A 19232-nucleotide genomic window follows, 5' to 3' on the forward strand; every position below is an offset into this window, starting at 1 on the left:
ACTAGTCCGCTATGTTAAAGCTGGCTTTGGGGCCGCGTAATGGCTGGCGCTCCTGCGCTTGATCCAAGAAGTGCTGAATCTCTGGGTGCTGGGGGTGTTGCGGGCACTGGCGTTGAATAAAACCCAAAAACGCCGTGGCTTTTTCCCACTGGCCCAGGCCGTTGGCCAGGGTTTGCGCGGCCAGCAGGTAGGCTGGCACCAGTGCCTGGCTGTCGGCAAAACGCTTGTGAAAATCCTGTAGCAGTTTCAATGCCAAACGATAGTGACTGCTGCGATAAAGTGCGCCGGCCACCGTTACCGAAAGCTCGGCGTCTTGCAAGCGGAATTGTGGGTCTGCCTGCTGCAGCTGCACCAGCAAGTCTGCCAGGGCCTTGCCATCATTGCGCGCTGCCAGCCAGGCCATGATGCGCGGATGGTTAGCGTGCAGGCTGCGAATGTCATTGCGCGCCGCCAGCAGTCTGTAAAGTTGGCCAATGCGCAGCGAGTTGTCTGGCTCGCGCTTGAGCTGCTCTAGCAGCAGAGTCTGCGCGCGATCGTAGTTGCCATCTTTCAGGTTCATGTCCAGGTCGGCATCAAAGCGCTGGCTGCGATCGCGGTGGTGCTGGTCTTCGGGTTCGACAGCGTCTTGGTAATCCGCAGCAAAGCCCAGCTCCTCCTGATACTGAAACAGCAGATAACCCAGCATGTGAAATAGCATCAGGGTAAAAGTGCTGTTAAGAAAACCCGCCAGCGGCCGCGATACCCATTCTGAAAAGTGCGTGAGGGCAAAATCCTGGGCCGCGGCAGACGCCAGCACCAGAAGAATCAGGTAACCGTAAAGCAGGAAGTAAGGGCTGCCGATGCGGGCGATCAAAGTGGCCAGGTTCAGGGGGTTTACCGCCGCACCCACGCTGCGCTCCATGGCCAACACCATAATGCTGGCGGGCAGGGCTAACACCACAAACGCCAGCGTCAGCATTAATAGCAAGGGCCCGCCCAGCATGCCTGCGGCCGTTACCAGCCCGCCCATCAGCGCAAACACCAGAATCTGCAGAATCACAATGTTAAAGCCGCTGCCGCTAAAGGCCTCGGCCAGCGGTGGTGGCTTCAGGTGGCCTTCTGCGGTGCGATTGATAACGGCGTAGGTGTATTTCATCAGCGCCAGCGCCAGTAACAGCCACACCAGCATGCCCAGTAGGTTTTGAGGTACCAGGGCCGGCACCAGTGTGCAGATGGCGATAACCAGCAGTGGATCAGTGTGGAATGGATAGCGGAAAAACGCGCCCAGTCGATGCCAGAACGGCACTACCTCGGTGGCGGCGCCCAAATAGCGCATTGCCTTGTTGCACAGGGGGCAGAGCCCGCGGCGTTGTTTGGTATTAGCGTCTGGCATGCAGCGGGCGCAGAAATGCAGCTGGCATTCACCGCAATGCCATTTGGCCGGGTCGCCGGGGTGATAGTGGCAATCGTGTTTCAAAATATGTTTGTGTCCTGACTGGCTTGGGTGCAGTGGCTATAATCGCAAAAGCGCCGCCTAAAAAATACGTTGTTCCCGTCGTTAACTATGGGTTAGTTGGTCGGGAATTGCCGACCAACCCATCATTTTTTCCATGACTAAGACGGGAAGCTCAGCTTTGAGACATAGGTCTGTAATTCTTCTGGCCAGCGCGGTTTTGCGGTGGTCGCGTATGGGGTGCGGCAACTGTCGCGGCGTACCCAGGAATTTACCACCGAAATCCGTGCCACCACTGCCGAGGTGAACGGCATAAACCTGCAGATTGCATCGGCGACCGAACAACAGGCAGTGGCATCCGGACAGATCAACCAGAGCGTTCAGCAGGTGGCTGAACAAAGCCAGGACGTCTTGCGCGAAGCCAAAAAACCCAAGTCATGGTGACCGACATCGCGCAGATGATTGGCCCGGAAGATGAGCTGATCGCCGGTTACAAAACCCGCTAAAACCGACTATAAAATGAGTGTTAACGCTTCACTATTCAGCCGCTGAATAGTGAAGATCGCTGTTATAGAGTTGCAGTCTACCGAAACGGTGCGATAGTAATAGGAGCTAAATTCACCTTAGGAGGTACGCTATGTCTAGTGAACTTCACAGTCAGGATAGCCTGAACACCCTTAGCAGCCTGAAGGCTGGAAACACTACCTATTATTATTACAGCTTGCCGAAAGCGGCGGCTGAGCTGGGTGACCTTGACCGCCTGCCGTTTTCGCTGAAAGTGCTGTTGGAAAACCTGTTGCGCAATGAAGACGGTACCACGGTAGACCGCAGCCATATTGATGCCATGGTGCAGTGGCTTAAAGACCGCAATTCCGACACTGAAATCCAGTTTCGCCCGGCGCGGGTGTTGATGCAGGACTTTACCGGCGTGCCCGGTGTGGTAGACCTTGCGGCTATGCGCCAGGCCGTTCAAAAAGCCGGCAAAGACCCGGCAATGATCAACCCGCTGACGCCGGTGGACCTGGTGATAGACCACTCCGTTATGGTTGATCGCTTTGGCGACGCTTCGGCGTTCAAAGACAACGTTGCCATGGAAATGGAGCGCAACCAGGAGCGCTACGAGTTCTTGCGCTGGGGCCAGCAGGCCTTTGATAATTTCCGCGTGGTGCCACCCGGAACCGGTATTTGCCACCAGGTGAACCTGGAATACCTGGGCAAAACCGTATGGCACAAACAGCTGGGCGACAAAACCCTGGCTTACCCGGACACCTTGGTGGGTACCGATTCCCACACCACTATGATCAACGGCCTGGGCATACTGGGCTGGGGTGTGGGCGGTATTGAAGCCGAAGCCGCCATGCTGGGCCAGCCGGTATCTATGTTAATTCCCGAAGTGGTTGGCTTTAAAATCAGCGGAAAATTGCGCGAAGGCATTACCGCCACCGATCTGGTGCTGACCGTTACCGAAATGCTGCGCAGCCATGGAGTCGTGGGTAAATTTGTCGAGTTTTACGGCGACGGCCTGAAAGACATGCCGGTGGCCGACCGCGCTACCATTGCCAACATGGCGCCTGAATACGGTGCCACCTGCGGCTTCTTCCCGGTAGACGAACAGACTCTGAAGTATCTGCGCCTGACCGGCCGTGAGCAGCAGCAGGTCGAGCTGGTAGAAGCCTACGCCAAGGCACAGGGCCTGTGGCGTGAACCCGGCCACGAGCCGGCGTATACCGCTACCCTCGAATTGGATATGGATGAGGTCGAAGCCAGCATGGCTGGACCCAAGCGCCCGCAAGACAGGGTGGCGCTGAAGAACATGAAAGCCGCGTTTGAACTGGTGATGGAAACCGGCGAAGGCGCACCCAAAACGAATGATAAACGCGACAACGCACTTGGATCTGAGGGTGGACAAACCGCCGTCGGTGTCGACAACAGTTATCATCATCACTCCAGTCAGATGCTGGCTATGAATGGCCAGGAAACCCGACTGGACCCGGGCGCGGTTGTGATTGCGGCGATTACCTCGTGCACCAACACGTCCAACCCCAGCGTTATGATGGCCGCTGGCCTGGTAGCACAAAAAGCGGTCGCCAAGGGCTTGAAAACCAAGCCTTGGGTGAAGACGTCGTTGGCGCCAGGCTCGAAAGTGGTCACCGAGTATCTGCGCGCAGGCGGTTTTCAGGGCGACCTGAACAAGCTCGGTTTTGATCTGGTGGGCTACGGTTGCACCACGTGTATCGGCAACTCCGGCCCGCTGCCCGATGCGGTGGAAAAAGCCATTGCCGATGGTGACATTACCGTGGCGTCGGTGCTGTCTGGTAATCGCAACTTTGAAGGCCGGGTGCACCCGCTGGTGAAAACCAATTGGTTGGCGTCGCCGCCCTTAGTAGTGGCTTACGCACTGGCGGGTAACGTACGGGTGAATCTGCTGGAAGATTCGCTGGGTGACGACAAAGACGGCAACCCGGTGTACCTGAAAGACCTATGGCCCAGCCAGCAGGAAGTGGCAGAGGCGGTGGAAAAAGTCAAAACGGACATGTTTCGCACCGAATACGCCGCCGTGTTTGACGGCGATGCTACCTGGCAGGCCATAGAGGTGCCAAAAACCAAGGTGTACAAGTGGTCAGACGATTCGACCTACATCCAGCACCCGCCGTTCTTCGAAGACATGGGCCCAGAGCCCGAGCCGGTGGACGACATTCGCGAAGCGCGTATTCTTGCGCTGCTGGGGGATTCGGTCACCACCGATCACATATCCCCCGCCGGCTCGTTCAGGGCCGATAGCCCCGCCGGTAAATACCTGCAGGAGCACGGTGTAGAACCAAAAAACTTCAACTCTTACGGTTCACGTCGCGGCAACCACCAGGTGATGATGCGTGGCACCTTTGCCAACGTACGTATTCGCAATGAAATGTTGGATGGCGTAGAAGGCGGGTTTACTCGTTACGTGCCTGATGGCAAACAGATGCCGATCTACGACGCCGCAATGAAGTACCAGCAGCAGGGTACGCCGCTGGTGGTGATTGCCGGTAAGGAATACGGTACCGGCTCCAGCCGTGATTGGGCCGCCAAAGGCACTCGCCTGCTGGGCGTGCGTGCGGTAGTCGCCGAATCTTACGAGCGTATTCACCGCTCCAACCTGATTGGCATGGGCGTAATGCCACTGCAGTTCCAAAGTGGCACCGACCGCAAAACCCTGAAGCTGACCGGCGATGAAACCATCGCTATTGATGGCTTGTCTGGTGACATCACGACCGGGCAAATTCTGAGCATGACGGTCACTTATGGGGATGGCACAACCGCAAGTTGTGATTTACTATCGCGCATAGACACAGCGAACGAAGCGGTGTACTTCCGCCACGGCGGGATTCTGCACTACGTGGTTCGGGAAATGCTGCGTAATGCCTGATTTCTGTTGCTAAAAGTCGTTATGAACAAAAGGCCAGCTACCTAAAGGGAGCTGGCCTTTTGTTCATGTGGCGGTGCGAGCATCAAAGCCTGTAATGCTGTGCGCGCAGTTTACGATCGTATATTTGACACGTTGTCTGAACGTTTTTGGCAGGTGCGTCGTTTTGGTAAGTCTCACTAAGGGAAAAGGCCATAGGATGAATGTGTTGATTGTTGACAGCGACGACAACATGGTTGCTTTGCTGACCAGTATTTGCGTCGGTGTAGACCCAAGGGTGCGAGTGCACGCATTTGGCTTTGTGCAGAACGCTTTGGACCACTGGGAAGTTCACGGAGCGGATTTGATACTGGCGGATGTGCACCTTCCCGATGGCAGCAGCCTGGAGCTTATTCGCCGTGTGCGCCGCTCGCAAAGCGAGGTGCCCGTGTTAATGATCAGCCGAACGGCCGATCGTGAATCCATATTGAAGGCGGCTCGCCTGGGCATCAGTGGCTTTGTCAGTAAACCGTTCAGCGTTGAATTATTGCACCAGCGGCTGCGCAGTTTGCTCCCCCAAGGGCAGATAGGTGTCAGTATGAACCTGAACGAGCACATTGCCGCAGCTGTTAGCACCATGGTGCAGCTACCCGGGGCCCCGAACACCGCTGGAATAATCGAGCTGCTTGAGCGTGGCCAGGATGTCAGCGCGGCAGAGCTGGTGCGATCATGGCGTAACGAAGTTTCAGTAACGGCGCGTTTACTGGCGGTTGCGGGCAGTATTTCTTTTCGCCGCTCCGGACTGCCGGTGACAACACTGAAGGATGCCATTCTGGCTCTGGGTGTGCCTATGGCACTGAATCACGCGCTGGCGCTGTCGTTGGATATTTGTGGACAGTTGGCGCAGCCGTTACTGGCACAAAAAGCAAAAGAATTGCTGGTACAGGCCGTGGCCGTGGCCGACGGTGCGTACCGGCTGGCATTGAAGCTTGGTGAGCCTGCCGTACTCTGCCATACCGCCGGATTGTTGAGCCGGGCCGGAGACTTAGCGGCGTTAAAACTGATGCAACAGTACTGTGACTCAGGCGACAAAGCCCTGAGCGCTGAGGCGATAGACCAGGCCCTGGCCGACTGGGCACAACCCTTGGGCAATCAGATTAAAGTGCACTGGCGCCTGCCGCTGCCGCTGCGGGAGCTGATCGGTGCTGTACATTTTCTACCGCGAGAAACAGTGATCCAGTCGAAACTGATTATGCGGGCTGCCGGGTTATACGAGAGTGGGCTAATAGACAGTGATGACGGTAAGTGGTTAATGCGTCGGCTCGGGCTGGATGGTTTAGGTTAAAGCACGATCTGGCTCCTAACGGTGGCTGCTGTTCGGGCAATCGGTTAAAATCTGCCACGCATTTTGACAACCATCCATCAAGGCCATTATGTCTTCTTCTGAATCTGCGAATGAAATCAAAGCCCGACTGAATCTTGAAACCTCCCGTATTCACTGGCATGACCTGCAAACGTATTATGCCCGCGGGCAAGTTGTGCGAGTGGCCGCCGACACCGATTTGTTAAACGTGGCGTGCGAGTTGGTTGCCGACAACAAAGTACAGTTTGAACACTGGCTGGCCAGCGGCAAGGTGGGTGATGTTGCGCCGGATCTGGCCCGCGCCTGGCACCAAAACAATACCGAGTTGTGGGCAGTGGTGATCGCGCCCTGGGTGCTGGTGCAAGACCGTGCCGACGGCGCAATGCACTGATGCTGACCGGAGTGCTGCTGATACTGGCGCCATTGTTTCTGGGTTTCGCCATTTTTATTTCCAACCGTCGAGCGATGACGGTTATTCACTACCTGGTAGAAACTATGGTGTACCTGATTCTGGGTATGCTTGGTTTGGGGCTAGGGCAAATGGAAGGCTTAGGCAGTCAGCTCAGCACCATGGCAAGCCAGGTGTTGGCTCTGGTGGCACTGTTGTTGCTGTGCAATATGGGTGGCTTGTGGCTGTTCCACCGTTGGCGCCCGCTGACAGTGAACCGCGCGGAAGAGTCGGCTAGTCCGGGCAATCGGCGGCTGTTCATGGCGGCGTTAAAACCATTGATCGCGGCGCTTGCTGGCTTGTTGTTGGGCTATTACCTGTTGCCGGCTATACCGTTTATCGATCAGATCGCCACCGGCCTGCTAATGTTGTTGTTGTTGCTGATTGGCTTGCAGCTTCGTAACGCTGGTTTGTCTCTGCGCAAGCTGCTGATGAACGTGCAGGGCCTGGGTATTGCGCTGGTTTTAATGGCCAGTTCGATGCTGGCGGGTGTGCTGCTGATACCGGTGCTAGGCTTGCCATGGCATCAGACATTGGCACTGACTTCCGGCTTTGGCTTTTATTCGTTGTCGGGAATTGTCATTGGTGATGCCATGGGTCCCGCCTGGGGCGGGGTGGCGTTTATGAACGACGTACTGCGCGAAATTATCGCTCTGGCCATTATTCCGCTGGTGATCGCCCGCCGCCCGGCAATGGCCATTGGTTATGGCGGCGCCACCTCTATGGATTTCACCCTGCCGGTGATTCGCAGCAGCGGCGGCTTGGCCTGCGTGCCCGTGGCTATCGCCTCTGGTTTTTTGCTGTCTTTTTTCGCACCGGTGTTCATGGGGCTGTTTTTGTCATTAGGCTAGGCAAGTCTGACCCGGTTGCGGCTTTAGCCCGCCGGAAAAAACGTGCGCAAGCTGTTGTGGTAGGTTTGCTCGATCACCTGCTGCAACGGCAGCTCTTTTACTTCGGCAATTTTTTCGGCCACAAAGGGCAGGTAACAAGGCGCGTTCTCACGCCCGCGATAGGGTACCGGGGTCAAAAACGGCGCGTCGGTTTCCAGCAGAATTTGTTCGATGGGCGATATGCGTACAATGTCCCGCACGCTTTCGGCTTTGTTGAAGGTCGTTATGCCGTTAAAACCCAGGCACCAGCCCTGGTCCAGGGCATAGCGCGCCAGCCCGGGGCCGGAGGTAAAGCTATGAATCACTCCGCGCCGGGTCAGGCTTGCTTCGAATTTGCGTAGAATTTCAATCATGTCGTCGTCGGCGTCGCGGCTGTGAATCACTACCGGTTTGTTGCAGTCGCAGGCAATTTGTAGCTGGCGGCGAAACACGGTGCGCTGCACCTCGCGGTCAGCGTGATCGTAGTAATAATCCAGCCCGATTTCGCCGACCGCGACGATTTTTGTATCGCCGGCGTGGGTGCGGATTTCAGCCTCCACTTCATCGTTGTAGGTTTCGGCTTCGTGGGGATGAATCCCCTGGGTGCCATAAATCCAGGGTGCCATCTGGCTCAGTTGCCGCACACGCTCAAGATTATCCGGAGCGACCGCAATAGTGATGATGCGCTCAATGTTCAGCTGCTCACTTTGCAGTAGAATATCCTCAAGTGGGCGCTCTTTGAGGTAGTCCAGATGGCAGTGGGTTTCTATGATAGGGTGATCAAATCGTGGAATTTCACGACGCTTCTTACTCATGAGTCACTCGCAATACGTTGTCGGCAAGGAATGTCGCAATATTAACAGTTTTACGCTTTGTTCACCCAGCCAAAGGAGAGTTCTATGCACGTTGTGGTGATTGGTGGTGGTGTGGTTGGTGTAACCACAGCTTGGGAACTTTGTCGCCGCGGCCATCAAGTGACCGTTCTGGAGCGACACAGCTTGGCAGGGAACGAAACCAGTAAGGCCAATGCAGCGCAGCGTTCCTATGGTGTTGTGTACCCTTGGGCAGACCCGGCTATGGTGCTTAAAGCACTGCCTTGGTTGGTAAAGCAGGACGGGCCACTAAAAATGGGGATGCCGCCGTCGCTGGCAACCATTCGTTTCATGTTTTCGACGTTGCGCTACGCCTGGTCGCCAGGGCTTTTCGGTTTTAACAGGCGCGCCATGTTGCGCCTGGCCAGGCACAGCCGTGAGCGTTTCCTGGTTCTGGAAAACGAGCTCGAGCTAAACTTTGACGGTGCCCATAAAGGCCTGTTGCATTTAGCCAGTACGCCGGAGGCGTTGGACGGCTATCGCAGGACTCAACGCTTGCTGAATAGTATGGACATTCCCGCACGTATTTTGAACGCCGCCGAGGTAGAACAGTTAGAGCCTGGCCTGAGCGGCAACGGGCCACTTTATGGCGCGATTAGCTATGACACTGACGGCACCGGCGACTGCTACCTGTTCAGCCGCGAACTGGCGCGGGCCTGTGAAGAAAAAGGCGTGGTGTTTCGTTATGAGGTAGATGTAGAACAACTGCTGGCAGACGACCGGCGTGTCAACAGCATCATGTTGCGCAGCAAAGACGGGCAGCGGGAAAATCTGAACGCCGATGCGGTTGTTGTCAGCGCCGGTTGCTGGTCTGACAAGCTAACCCGGCCATTGGGTCAGCCACTGCCGATTTATCCGGTGAAAGGTTACAGCCTGACGGCAACCATCACGGATGAACAGAAAGCGCCAACGTCTACCGTACATGATGACCGGTACAAAGTGGTTATGACCCGCTTGGGCGACCGCTTGCGGGCAACGGGGTTTGTGGAATTGAACGATTTTGACCGGGGCATTCCGCAGGCACGTCTTGAAACTATTAAAAAGGCGGTTCGCGGTCGCTTTCCGGGTTGCACCGATATCGATAGTGCAGAGAGCTGGACAGGGTTCCGCCCGATGACGCCAGACGGCCCTGCGATCATTGGCCGTGGCAACCGCGAAAATCTGTATTTGAATACCGGCCACGGTGTATTTGGCTGGACGCTTGCCGCTGGAAGCGCGGATGTGATCGCCAGTGTGATCGATAATCAGGAGCCGGCGGTGTGCCTGGATGCATTCCGCCCGGAGCGCTTCAGTGAGTAGGCCGCTAATGATCATATAGAAACAAAAAAAGGCACCGAAGGTGCCTTTTTTATACTTCACTTTCTCAGCTGGACGTCTTAGCGACGCACTTGAATGCGAGCTTCAACCCGACGGTTGGCCGCACGGCCAGCGTCTGTGCTGTTGCTAGCAATGGGCTCGGCTTCACCGTAGCCTTTGCTGGATACGCGATCCGGGTTAACGTCCAGTGTGCTTGTCAGGCGATTGGCAACGGCTGCGGCGCGGCGTTCTGACAAATCCTGGTTGTACGCCGCGGCACCGGTACTGTCGGTGTGACCGGCAATTTCAACGTAAGTGGTGCTGTTTGCGCGCAGTGCATCGGCAACACGACGGATCTGGCTGTCATAGGCGGCACCGATTTCGGCGCTGTTCAGAGGGAATTGAACGTCAATCTCAAAGGTGTCGATGGTTTTAACCACGCCTTCACAGCCGTCTTTGTCGACTTTCATTCCAGCTGCGGTGTTCGGGCACTTGTCTTTGCTGTCCACTACGCCGTCTTTATCGCTGTCTAATTCACAACCTTTGGCGTCAACTTTGGCGCCGCGGGGGGTGTTAGGGCACTGGTCGCGGGTATCGGGCACGCCGTCGTTGTCAGCATCAGCCGGCGGCTGGGGTGCTGGTGCAACGGGAGCTGCTTGGCCAACGGTGCGGGTGAAGGCAACGCTGATACCCAAAGACGCCATGGTGTCGAAAGTGCTTTCATCAATGCCGTGGAATTCACGCAGATCGCCCCGCAAGGAGACGCGATCGTTGATGTTGTAACGTACGCCGGTACCCAGGTTTACGCGAGTTTCGTCGCTGTTGATGCCTGGAGTAGACGGGCCAGTGCCGTCAAAGCTGGCATGACCGGCACCCACCGATACGTATGGGTTCCAGGTGCGATCCGGGCCGGCAAAGTAATAGGTACCGTCTACACGTACTTCGTCAAAATCGGTGGCGCCACTGCTGTATTTTCGCTCTGCATCAGCGCGCGAATAGACAGTTTCTATGGCCCAGTTCGGCAAAAAGCGATATTCGATGCCGACACCGTAGGTACCAGACTCATCCAGGTCGCGTTTGTCACCAAAGTACTGGTAACCGGCAAACGGGTTCAGGTAAATAGTTTCCTGGCGCTCAGCCAATGCAGGAACTGCAAAAGATGAAGCAAGGGCTGCAATAGCTACCGGACGCAACAATTTCATAAACGCTCTCCATTTCAATTATTAAGTTTCAGGAAATCTACGAACTTGTGATTGCCATCAACTCCTTGCGCTAAATTAGGCTATTGAGGCGCAAAACTCAAAACAAGCTTATGTAATGTTACCTCAGGAATTATACCAATATACCTATTAGATTTTAATATAACTAATTGATTTAAATTGAATAAGTAGAATTTTGACATCTGAGTTCGTGTTAATTTAACGAGCTGAAGTAAAGGTGGGCGCTTTGCTTGCTGAAATTGAGGGTATCGCCGTTATCAAATCGAACTTCAAAGGCTCTTTCATCCTCACTGACAACGGTTCCAGCGCCAAATATGGCGTGTTGCAGCCGTTCCCGCTGCCATAGGGGCTGGTCATTGTCTTCTTGGCTTGTTTCGCCGCTCAGGGTTATGCCTTCGTGGCGACCGTAACGCTCGCTGATAGCCGTTAGCGGGGCGTTCAGCGTGAGAGCGTTGCTGCCATCTGGTTGATGCAAAGCGCCGCCTAGTTCATCGGATAGCTCAAAGCAACACTCTGCAACAAAGCGGCTGGGGCCCTGTTCGCCGTCCAGGTGAGGGCGGCCGCTTGCAGGGCGCGTAATCAAGTGCAACTGCTGCCTGCTGCGAGTAATGGCTACGTACAACAAGCGTCGTTCGCTTTCCAGGTGGGCGCGTAGATTGTCTTCGGCGCGGGGGCTATAAGGCAGGTACTTTTCCTGAAGACCGGGCACGATCACCGTCGGCCACTCCAGACCCTTGGTGCGATGAATGGTCGACAGCAGAACGCCCACGGGCTTGGTGTTTTGCCCGTCGTTGCGGTGGGCGCCGGCTTGTTGCTTCAGCGTGTGCAGGTGGGCCAGAGCCTTTTCAGCGTTAATGTCCAGGCTTTTCAGGTATTGGCGAAAGCCTTGAATGGTGTTGATTCGCTCTTCCGCGTTGTCGTGGGTCAGGGCCAGACTGCGAATGCCGTCGTATAGGTCGGTGCTGTCGGCGTATACGCTGATCAGCCCGGCCACCGGGCCGCGATAGCCACTGAGCTGGTTCAGTGTTTCTGCCAGTTTGCGCAGTTTGCGGGCGGCCATAGGAGCCAAGGCGTTAAAGTCCATCACCAGTATGCGTTGTGCCCAGTCTTCGCCAAAACCGGCCAAAAAGCGTGCAAGCTGGTCCAGCTCCGGCTCTTTCAGGCCAACGTGGGGAAACCGCAGCAGTTGCCGCGCCAGCTCCAGGCGGTCGCTGTCGGGTAATTGCTTGAGCTGTCCGGTTACTACCTGCAGCAGCGCCATAATGGCCTGCACTTCGCGGCTGAACAGTGCACCTTTGCCGGCATCAATGCGGTAGGGTACTTGTCGCGCCAGCAGTTTCAGTTCAATGGCCACGCTCTGGCTCCATACCCGGAACAGAATGGCGGTATTGGTCAGTTGTTCTGCTGTCATGACCTGCAGCAGCTGCAACACGGTATCGGCGTCATTGTCGTGGCGGTGCAGGGTAATGATGGTGGCAGGCGTAGACGGATGCGCATGACACAGTAAGTCTTTACGGCCACTGTTGTTGTGAATCAGATGGTTAGCCAGCAACGCTACCCGATGACCATAGCGGAAGCTGTAGCTTAGGGTTTGTTCCAGCGGGCTTTCAAACTCGTCGCTGAAGCGGCGCAGAATAAACTCCGGTTTGGCACCACGAAACTCGTAAATGGTTTGGTCCGGATCGCCCACTACGGTTACCCGGGCCCGATCGCCGGCTACATAGCGCAGCAGCAAGTGCTGAATTTCGTTGGTGTCCTGATACTCGTCGACCAGAATCAGGTCCATTTTATTCGCCACCAGCCTTTGCAGGGGCGGGTTCTGGTGAATGGCCATTACCGGCTCGTACAGCATGTCGGCAAAACTGATACGGCTCTGGCCTTTGCGCCATTGCTCAAAACTGTGGAACAGGTCAATCAGGTAGCGCTGGCGTTCGGTGAACTCCATGTCTTCAAACACGATTTCAGCCGGCGAAAGGCTGGTTTTCACCCGGTCAATAAAGCCGATGGCGGTTTCTATAAATTCTTTTTTGTTCCGCCGCAGCTCTTCTGCCAGGTCTTCCGGCACCAGCCGGCGACTGAGCTGAAATACCTGATAGTTAATTTCCTGGTCGCTGAGAATGTTAGCGGAAAAATTGGGCAGGTAGCCCTCCCGCACAAAGCGCCGGTAAAGCCGCAGGCCCATGGCGTGATAGGTGCGTATTTCTGGCAGCGCCAAGCCGCTGTTGCCGCTCACCGCTTGCAGTTTGCGCTCGAAATCTATCTTGGCGCTGCGGTTAAACATCAGCACCAGCATGCGGGCGGGATCATGTCCTTGGTGCAACAGATAGCGAATACGCCAAGCTAGGGTCGTGGTTTTGCCACTGCCGGCGACCGCGGTAATCACCGCGTGTTCAAAGCCGGCGCTGATAATGTCCCGTTGCTCATCAGTCAGGAACTCCGGCAGCGCGAGTTGTGCCGCTGGTTTCACCAGGGCCGTTGCGGCAGTGTGGGGTTGATGCTGGTAATCGGTAGCGGGTGGTTGCTGTGGCATGGCGCCATTGTAATCGGCAACTGGCCGCGGGCACAGGCCTGTTCCATAATGGCGTCGTCATTTTTCATATTCAGCAGTTCAAGAGCACCCTTTATGACGTTTACACCGGATTCACCCAGTACCCGCGCATTGCAGCCCCTGCGGGTTGAATTGCGGCACGCCGGTGAACGAAGGCTAGTGCTGATTGAGGGCGACCGCAATGCAGCATTGAACTGGTTGGCGGCAGAGCTGCCATTTCTGAGTGCCGATCAGGGCTTGTGGGTTAGCACCAAGGCCGACAGCCCGCTGCCGGCCTTGCACGTAGCGACACCGGCGCAAGCAAGAATTTGGCTGGGGCGCGAGCTAGACCTGCTGGTGTGGGATGGCTTCAGTGGTAACCCGCCTGACGGGCTGGCGGCGCTGGCTGGCACATTAACGGCTGGCGGCCTGTGGTTCTGGTTGACGCCGCCGCTGGCGCAATGGGGCACATTTGCTGACCCGGACTACGCCCGCACCGGCCTCGATCAGGCCACTGAGCACCCCTTTGCTGAGCGCTTGGCGAAGATACTGTGTGATGCGCCGGACGTCATTCGGCTGAATATGAGTGAGGGTGCGAGTGCAGATGAGAGAGTGGTAGAGAGTGCGGATGAGAGAGTGGTAGAGAGTGCGGATGAGCGCGCGAGCGCCACCATAAACTCAGAACTGGGCCGTGTGCGGGATGAATTAAGTCGTCGCCGACCCGCAACGGCTTTTTGCGTTAGCGGCGGGCCCGAGCAGGACCAACTGGTGCAAGCGCTGGTACGTTTTGGCTTGGGGCGCCGGCGCCGTCCGCTGGTGATTACCGCCGATCGCGGCCGCGGAAAATCGGCAGCCCTGGGCCTGGCGGCGGCGGAATTACTGTTGCGGGGCCGCCAGCGAGTATTGTTGACTGCGCCTTCGGCCGAACAGGTGGCCACCGTTATGGCTCACGCCCATGAGCGCCTGGGAGCCCAACTACAAAGTCAATCGGCCACTCAATTGACCACCACCAGCGGCGCCAGCCTGACATTTTTATTGCCGCAGCAGCTGCTGGCGGACAAACCTGCCGCAGAAGTTGTGATGGTAGACGAAGCCGCCGCCATAGCCGCGCCGTTGTTGCAGCGTATTTTGCTGGGCTGGCCCAGGGTGGCCTTTGCCACCACCGTTCACGGTTACGAAGGCGCCGGGCGGGGGTTTGCGGTTCGCTTTCGCGAACAATTGGACCAACACACGCCGCACTGGCAAGAGCGACCTCTTTCGCAGCCGGTGCGATGGGCCTCCAGTGACCCGTTGGAACCGCTGGTTTTCCGCTTGTTCATGCTAGCGGCACAGGGCCAGGGCAATACACAACAGCAGGCTCCTGATCCCTTGTCGGTGTTGGAGGTAGAGCGCTGGCAGCCGGCTCAGGCAACAGAAAACGACTTGGCGGAAGCTTTCGGGCTGTTAGTGAACGCCCATTACCGCACTACGCCTGCAGATCTGCGCCAGTGGTTAGACAACCCCGCAGCCGTCAGCTGGCGCGCTCGCATGAATGGGCGCACCGTGGGGTTGTTGTGGGCTCAGGGCGAAGGCGAATTTTCAGCGCCTTTAGCGCAGCAGGTCAGTCTTGGGCTGCGCCGGCTGCGCGGACACTTGTTGGCACAGTCGCTGGCGTTGCACGCGGGCCTGCCGCAAGCGGCCCAGCAGCGCAGTTTACGGATAACGAGAATTGCTGTGGCGGCCCCGCAGCGGCGCAGCGGTATTGGCCAGCGCTTAATAGCGGCCGCTCAGGCCTATGCCACAGCGGAAGGCTTTGATTATATCGGCAGCAGCTTTGGTGGCACGCCTGCGCTCTTGGCCTTTTGGCAGCGCCAGGGGTTGCAGCCGGTGCGCTTGGGTTTCAGCCAGGAGGCCAGCAGTGGTGAATATCCGTTACAGGCTGTGTGCGGGCTCAGTGCAGCGGGCGAGCGTTTGGTACAGGATTTACAGCAGCGCCTGGGCCGGCACTGGTTGGTGCTGGCCAGGCGCCAATGGGTTCAATGTCAGCCGGAACTGATGGCTGCCGTAATGCGCAGCCTGCCAGCCGGCCCGCAACCGGATGCCGAGGACACTCGCGATTTACAGTATTTCGCCGCTGGCCATCGCGGCTTTGAGCTGACCCTGCCGGCGCTACAAACTCTTAGCCGCTGCGCCGGCGCCGCAGACTGGCTGACCGCATTACAGCCCGCGCAGTGCGCGCTTTGGTGCCGCTCTGTGGTGCAGGGCCGCAGTTGGGCTGAGCTTCAGCGCGAGAATCTGTGCAGCGGCCAGCGCGATGCCGAACAGCAACTTAGGTTTATGGTTGCAGACTGGCTGGCGCTGGGTTAATCGGCCATACGCTGATGCCACCACTCATTATTGATATCCGCCGCCATCAGATGTTCAAAAATAGCAGGCCAGTTTTTGGATGTTGGCCGACATAAAAATCTCCGTGGTATCGCGGGCGGGTGCTGCTATCATCCGCGACAAGACGATTGCGTCTTGATTTATCGCATTTGAGCAGGGTTTGGCGCGTGCTATAACGATAATTCGTTATAATAATAGAATGCGTCATCCGCTGTTACTCGCGTAGAAGACACTGTGAACATTCGATTTGAAAAAAATGAGAGGGTTGCCCGAATGAAATTGAAGCACTTTGCTGTTGCAGGTCTTTTTGCAATGAGTGCCGCGCTGCCGATGATGGCCAGTGCCGGAGATGCGGCCGCTGGCAAGGCAAAAGCGGCCGTGTGTGCCGCCTGCCATGGCCAGAACGGTATTGCGTTAATCCCGATGTATCCGAATCTGGCGGGCCAGCACGAGATGTATTTGGTGTCGTCGCTGAAGGCCTACAGAAGCAAGGAACGTAATGGCGGCATGGCGGCCATTATGCAGGGTCAGGCAATGGCACTGAGTGATGAAGATATTGCCAACCTGTCGGCGTACTTCGCCAGTCTGCCTGCAGGCGGAAAATAAGCCATCCCGCAGTCAGTTTTTGCAAAATAGTGAGGTGTTGTTACGTTTGGCTAAGGTGTCCGTCAACTTAGCCAGACGACATGTTAAGCCTTGCTGATAATCCGGTAACTTGGTCGATAAGCCGAGGTGCCGGGTAGTTTCATTCGGTTTTGAGCCACAAACTGTTCCAACATGGCTTCCAAAGGCTTAATCAGGCTGGGGTCGCCCGCAATTTCGAACGGGCCATGGGCCTGCACTTTCCGAATTCCTTCTTCTTTTACGTTACCCGCAACAATACCGCTGAAGGCTTTGCGCAGATTCGCCGCAATCAAGTGCACGGGCTGATCACGATGCAGTTCCAAGGCGCGCATGTTGGCGTGGTCCGGCTCAAATGGCAGCTGAAACACAGGGTCTATTTTTAACGTCCAGTTGAAGTAATAGGCGTCTTGCATGGCGCGGCGGAAGGTTTCGACATCTTGCATGCCGTGTTTCATAGTGCGCGCTACCCGCACCGGATCGTCAATGATGATTTCATAGCGCTTCGCGGCGTCGTCACCCAGGGCGTTGCGGATGAACTTGTCGATCATTTCAAAATAATCAGCGTTCTCGCGCCTGCCGGTAAATACGACCGGGAAGGGAATATCGGCGTTGTCTGGGTGCAACAGAATACCCAAAAGGTAAAGAATTTCTTCTGCTGTGCCTACACCACCGGGGAATACGATCACGCCATGGCCAAGGCGTACAAAGGCTTCCAGGCGTTTTTCTATATCCGGCATGATCACCAGTTCGTTCACAATCGGATTGGGTGCCTCGGCGCCGATTATGCCTGGTTCGGTAATGCCAATGTAGCGACCGTCTTTTACTCGCTGCTTGGCGTGGCCTATGGTGGCGCCTTTCATCGGGCCCTTCATGGCGCCGGGGCCGCAGCCGGTGCAAATGCTCAGTTCACGCAGGCCCAACTGGTGGCCCACTTCTTTGCTGTATTGGTATTCTTCATGGCTGATGGAATGGCCACCCCAACACACCACCATGTCTGGCTGTCGCCCCGGTTGCAGCACGCGCGCGTTGCGCAGAATGTGGAACACCATATTGGTCAGATCTTCCGGCCGCGGGTGCCGCTGGGCTTCAATGAACTGCGGGCTGGAATGGGTGTATACGATGTCGCGTAACACCGAAAACAAATGTTCGCGATTGGCGCGCAGCATTTCATTGTCGACAAAGGCATGGTGGGGTGCGTTGATCAGTTCCAGTTTCAGGCCGCGGGGCTGGGGCACCAGGTGCACCTCAAAGTCGCTGTGGGCCGTCATCAAATCCTGGCAATCGTCGGTAACCACTCCGGTATTCAGTACGGCCAGTGCGCACTGGCGAAACAATCGGTAAAGGCCGCCTTCGCTGCGGTCTTTCAGGCGGTTTACTTCATGGTTAGACAGGATTTCGAGGCTGCCTTCGGGCGACACCAACGCGTTGATGGTGGGTTCATTCATCGGTCGTAAAACTCCTTGGTATGCGGCCGGCATCCTCCACCACACGGGTGCTCGTCCGATTGCCGGCGGCCGAGGCGCTACACTAAGTGTTTTTTTGCCGATGTGCTACCGAATAACGCTGGATTCCAGACTGGGCTGGAACCCACCGAACCTGTTTTCAACGTGCCTTACCGCAACAGGGCTCAGCCAGTCAGGCCCTTAAAAAATTGCTGCACGTTGAGACTCAGGGTGTCCAGGTCATAGCCGCCTTCCTGCACCGTCAGTGTTGGCAGGCCCATTTGGCGAATGTGGCTGCCCAAACGACAGAAGCCCTCGCTGGACACTGACACTTTGGCTTGGGGGTCGTTCTTGTAAATATCGAAGCCCAAGGCCAGTACAATAACATCCGGCTGGTACAGCTTCAGCGCGGTCAGGGCTTCTTCCACCTTGCTGAAAAAATACTCTTCATCAGAGCCGTGGGGCATGGGTAGGTTGATGTTGTAACCGTAGCCTTCGCCTTCTCCGCGTTCTTCTTCATAACCGGCCACCACCGGGTAGAAGTTGGTGGGGTCGCCGTGCACCGAAACGTAAAGCACGTCGCTGCGGTTGTAGAAAATCTCTTGAATACCCTGGCCGTGATGCATGTCGGTGTCGAGTATGGCTACGCGCTGATATCGGCTGCGCAGGCGCTCGGCAGCAATGGCCGCGTTATTCAGATAGCAGAAGCCACCGGCTGCTGCGTGGCGGGCGTGATGGCCCGGCGGGCGGCATACCGCATAGGTGGTGTGTTCCCCTGCCATCAAGGCGTCGGCCGCGCCCAGGGCGGTCTGTGCCGACCAGTAGGCGGCGTCCCAGGTGTGCTTGCCAATGGGGCTGCTACCGTCGGCCTGGTAGCGTGCGGCCTCGGCCAGAACGCCTTTCAGCGCGTTGGGGCTGTGCACAAAAATATTGGACATGACCTCATCGCCCCAGTCATCGCCCATCGCCTTCCAGCGCCTGTGGGCAGATTCCAGAAAGCGTAGATAACTCAGATCGTGCACCTTGCCAATGGGGCCCGCGCCCTGGTCAGCCGGATGCAGCACCGGAATACCGCTGGCCTTCAGGCCCGCCAACATTTCCCGGGTACGGTCTGCCACTTCTTGCGGTTGGCGCATTTGGCCGCGGGTGAAGTACGACTGCGGGCTGTGCTGATCTTGTGCGGGGTGAAAAAATGCTTTCATATTACGGAGGCCTTTTTAGAGATCGGTAGTGCATGCTCACCCGAGTATAGGCACTGACTGGCGTGGGTCAAAAAAACGTAGCCCGTAAAAAGCGCTGTCAGCTTTACAGGTTGCCGGACAGCATCCACTATGGTTAGGAATTGGCGTTTCTGCGATCAAGCGTTCAGATCGTATCGCAGCAGCTTGAGCAG

At 56.6% G+C, this 19232-nt stretch carries 14 protein-coding genes; 8 read left to right on the forward strand and 6 right to left on the reverse strand.

Annotated features, from left to right (window positions below):
- Window position 1: 1 nt before the first annotated feature.
- On the reverse strand, window positions 2–1456 hold the full coding sequence (locus MELB17_RS01200) for a B-box zinc finger protein (protein WP_007348285.1): 1455 nt from the start codon (window positions 1454–1456) through the stop codon (window positions 2–4).
- Window positions 1457–1672: 216 nt separating this feature from the next.
- Between MELB17_RS01200 and MELB17_RS01205 the strand changes: the two genes are divergently transcribed.
- The 5 genes from MELB17_RS01205 (at window position 1673) to MELB17_RS01225 (ending at window position 7476) form a co-directional block, all read left to right on the forward strand.
- Complete coding sequence (locus MELB17_RS01205) at window positions 1673–1876, forward strand: hypothetical protein (RefSeq protein WP_157133224.1); 204 nt, start codon at window positions 1673–1675, stop codon at window positions 1874–1876.
- 193 nt (window positions 1877–2069) lie between these two features.
- A complete protein-coding gene (gene acnA, locus MELB17_RS01210) occupies window positions 2070–4838 on the forward strand; it encodes an aconitate hydratase AcnA (protein ID WP_007348288.1) in 2769 nt (922 codons plus the stop codon).
- A gap of 196 nt (window positions 4839–5034) precedes the next feature.
- Entirely contained in the window at window positions 5035–6159 is a 1125-nt protein-coding gene (locus MELB17_RS01215) for a response regulator (protein WP_007348289.1), read from the forward strand.
- Window positions 6160–6247: 88 nt separating this feature from the next.
- Window positions 6248–6568 (forward strand): DUF2288 domain-containing protein, encoded by a 321-nt coding sequence (locus tag MELB17_RS01220; protein ID WP_007348290.1) that lies wholly within the window; start codon window positions 6248–6250, stop codon window positions 6566–6568.
- The gene (locus MELB17_RS01225; protein ID WP_007348291.1) at window positions 6568–7476 is read left to right on the forward strand and encodes a lysine exporter LysO family protein; all 909 of its coding nucleotides are present in this window, start codon (window positions 6568–6570) and stop codon (window positions 7474–7476) included. The genes MELB17_RS01220 and MELB17_RS01225 overlap by 1 nt, the downstream gene beginning before the upstream one ends.
- A gap of 23 nt (window positions 7477–7499) precedes the next feature.
- Here MELB17_RS01225 and MELB17_RS01230 read toward each other — a convergent pair whose 3' ends face one another.
- Window positions 7500–8309, reverse strand: coding sequence for a TatD family hydrolase (locus MELB17_RS01230; protein ID WP_007348292.1), 810 nt, complete (start codon window positions 8307–8309; stop codon window positions 7500–7502).
- 84 nt (window positions 8310–8393) lie between these two features.
- On the opposite strand from MELB17_RS01230, the gene MELB17_RS01235 reads away from it, so the two are divergent.
- Complete coding sequence (locus tag MELB17_RS01235; protein ID WP_007348293.1) at window positions 8394–9665, forward strand: D-amino acid dehydrogenase; 1272 nt, start codon at window positions 8394–8396, stop codon at window positions 9663–9665.
- A gap of 77 nt (window positions 9666–9742) precedes the next feature.
- Here the strand turns inward: MELB17_RS01235 and MELB17_RS01240 are convergent, their stop codons facing one another.
- Complete coding sequence (locus MELB17_RS01240) at window positions 9743–10864, reverse strand: OmpA family protein (protein WP_007348294.1); 1122 nt, start codon at window positions 10862–10864, stop codon at window positions 9743–9745.
- A gap of 211 nt (window positions 10865–11075) precedes the next feature.
- Complete coding sequence (locus MELB17_RS01245; protein ID WP_036183089.1) at window positions 11076–13412, reverse strand: ATP-dependent helicase; 2337 nt, start codon at window positions 13410–13412, stop codon at window positions 11076–11078.
- A 93-nt stretch (window positions 13413–13505) separates the two neighbouring features.
- Here MELB17_RS01245 and MELB17_RS01250 point away from each other — a divergent pair, with 93 nt between their 5' ends.
- Complete coding sequence (locus tag MELB17_RS01250; protein WP_007348297.1) at window positions 13506–15755, forward strand: tRNA(Met) cytidine acetyltransferase TmcA; 2250 nt, start codon at window positions 13506–13508, stop codon at window positions 15753–15755.
- Window positions 15756–16046: 291 nt separating this feature from the next.
- On the forward strand, window positions 16047–16379 hold the full coding sequence (locus MELB17_RS01255; RefSeq protein ID WP_007348298.1) for a c-type cytochrome: 333 nt from the start codon (window positions 16047–16049) through the stop codon (window positions 16377–16379).
- 83 nt (window positions 16380–16462) lie between these two features.
- Here MELB17_RS01255 and ppnN read toward each other — a convergent pair whose 3' ends face one another.
- Both ppnN and MELB17_RS01265 read right to left on the reverse strand, forming a co-directional pair.
- Entirely contained in the window at window positions 16463–17842 is a 1380-nt protein-coding gene (ppnN, locus tag MELB17_RS01260) for a nucleotide 5'-monophosphate nucleosidase PpnN (RefSeq protein WP_007348299.1), read from the reverse strand.
- Window positions 17843–18024: 182 nt separating this feature from the next.
- Window positions 18025–19041: a histone deacetylase family protein gene (locus tag MELB17_RS01265; protein ID WP_007348300.1), complete on the reverse strand. Its 1017-nt coding sequence runs from the start codon at window positions 19039–19041 to the stop codon at window positions 18025–18027.
- Between the last annotated feature and the right edge of the window lie 191 nt (window positions 19042–19232).

The sequence above is a fragment of the Marinobacter sp. ELB17 genome (assembly GCF_000169375.1).
GTDB lineage: Bacteria > Pseudomonadota > Gammaproteobacteria > Pseudomonadales > Oleiphilaceae > Marinobacter.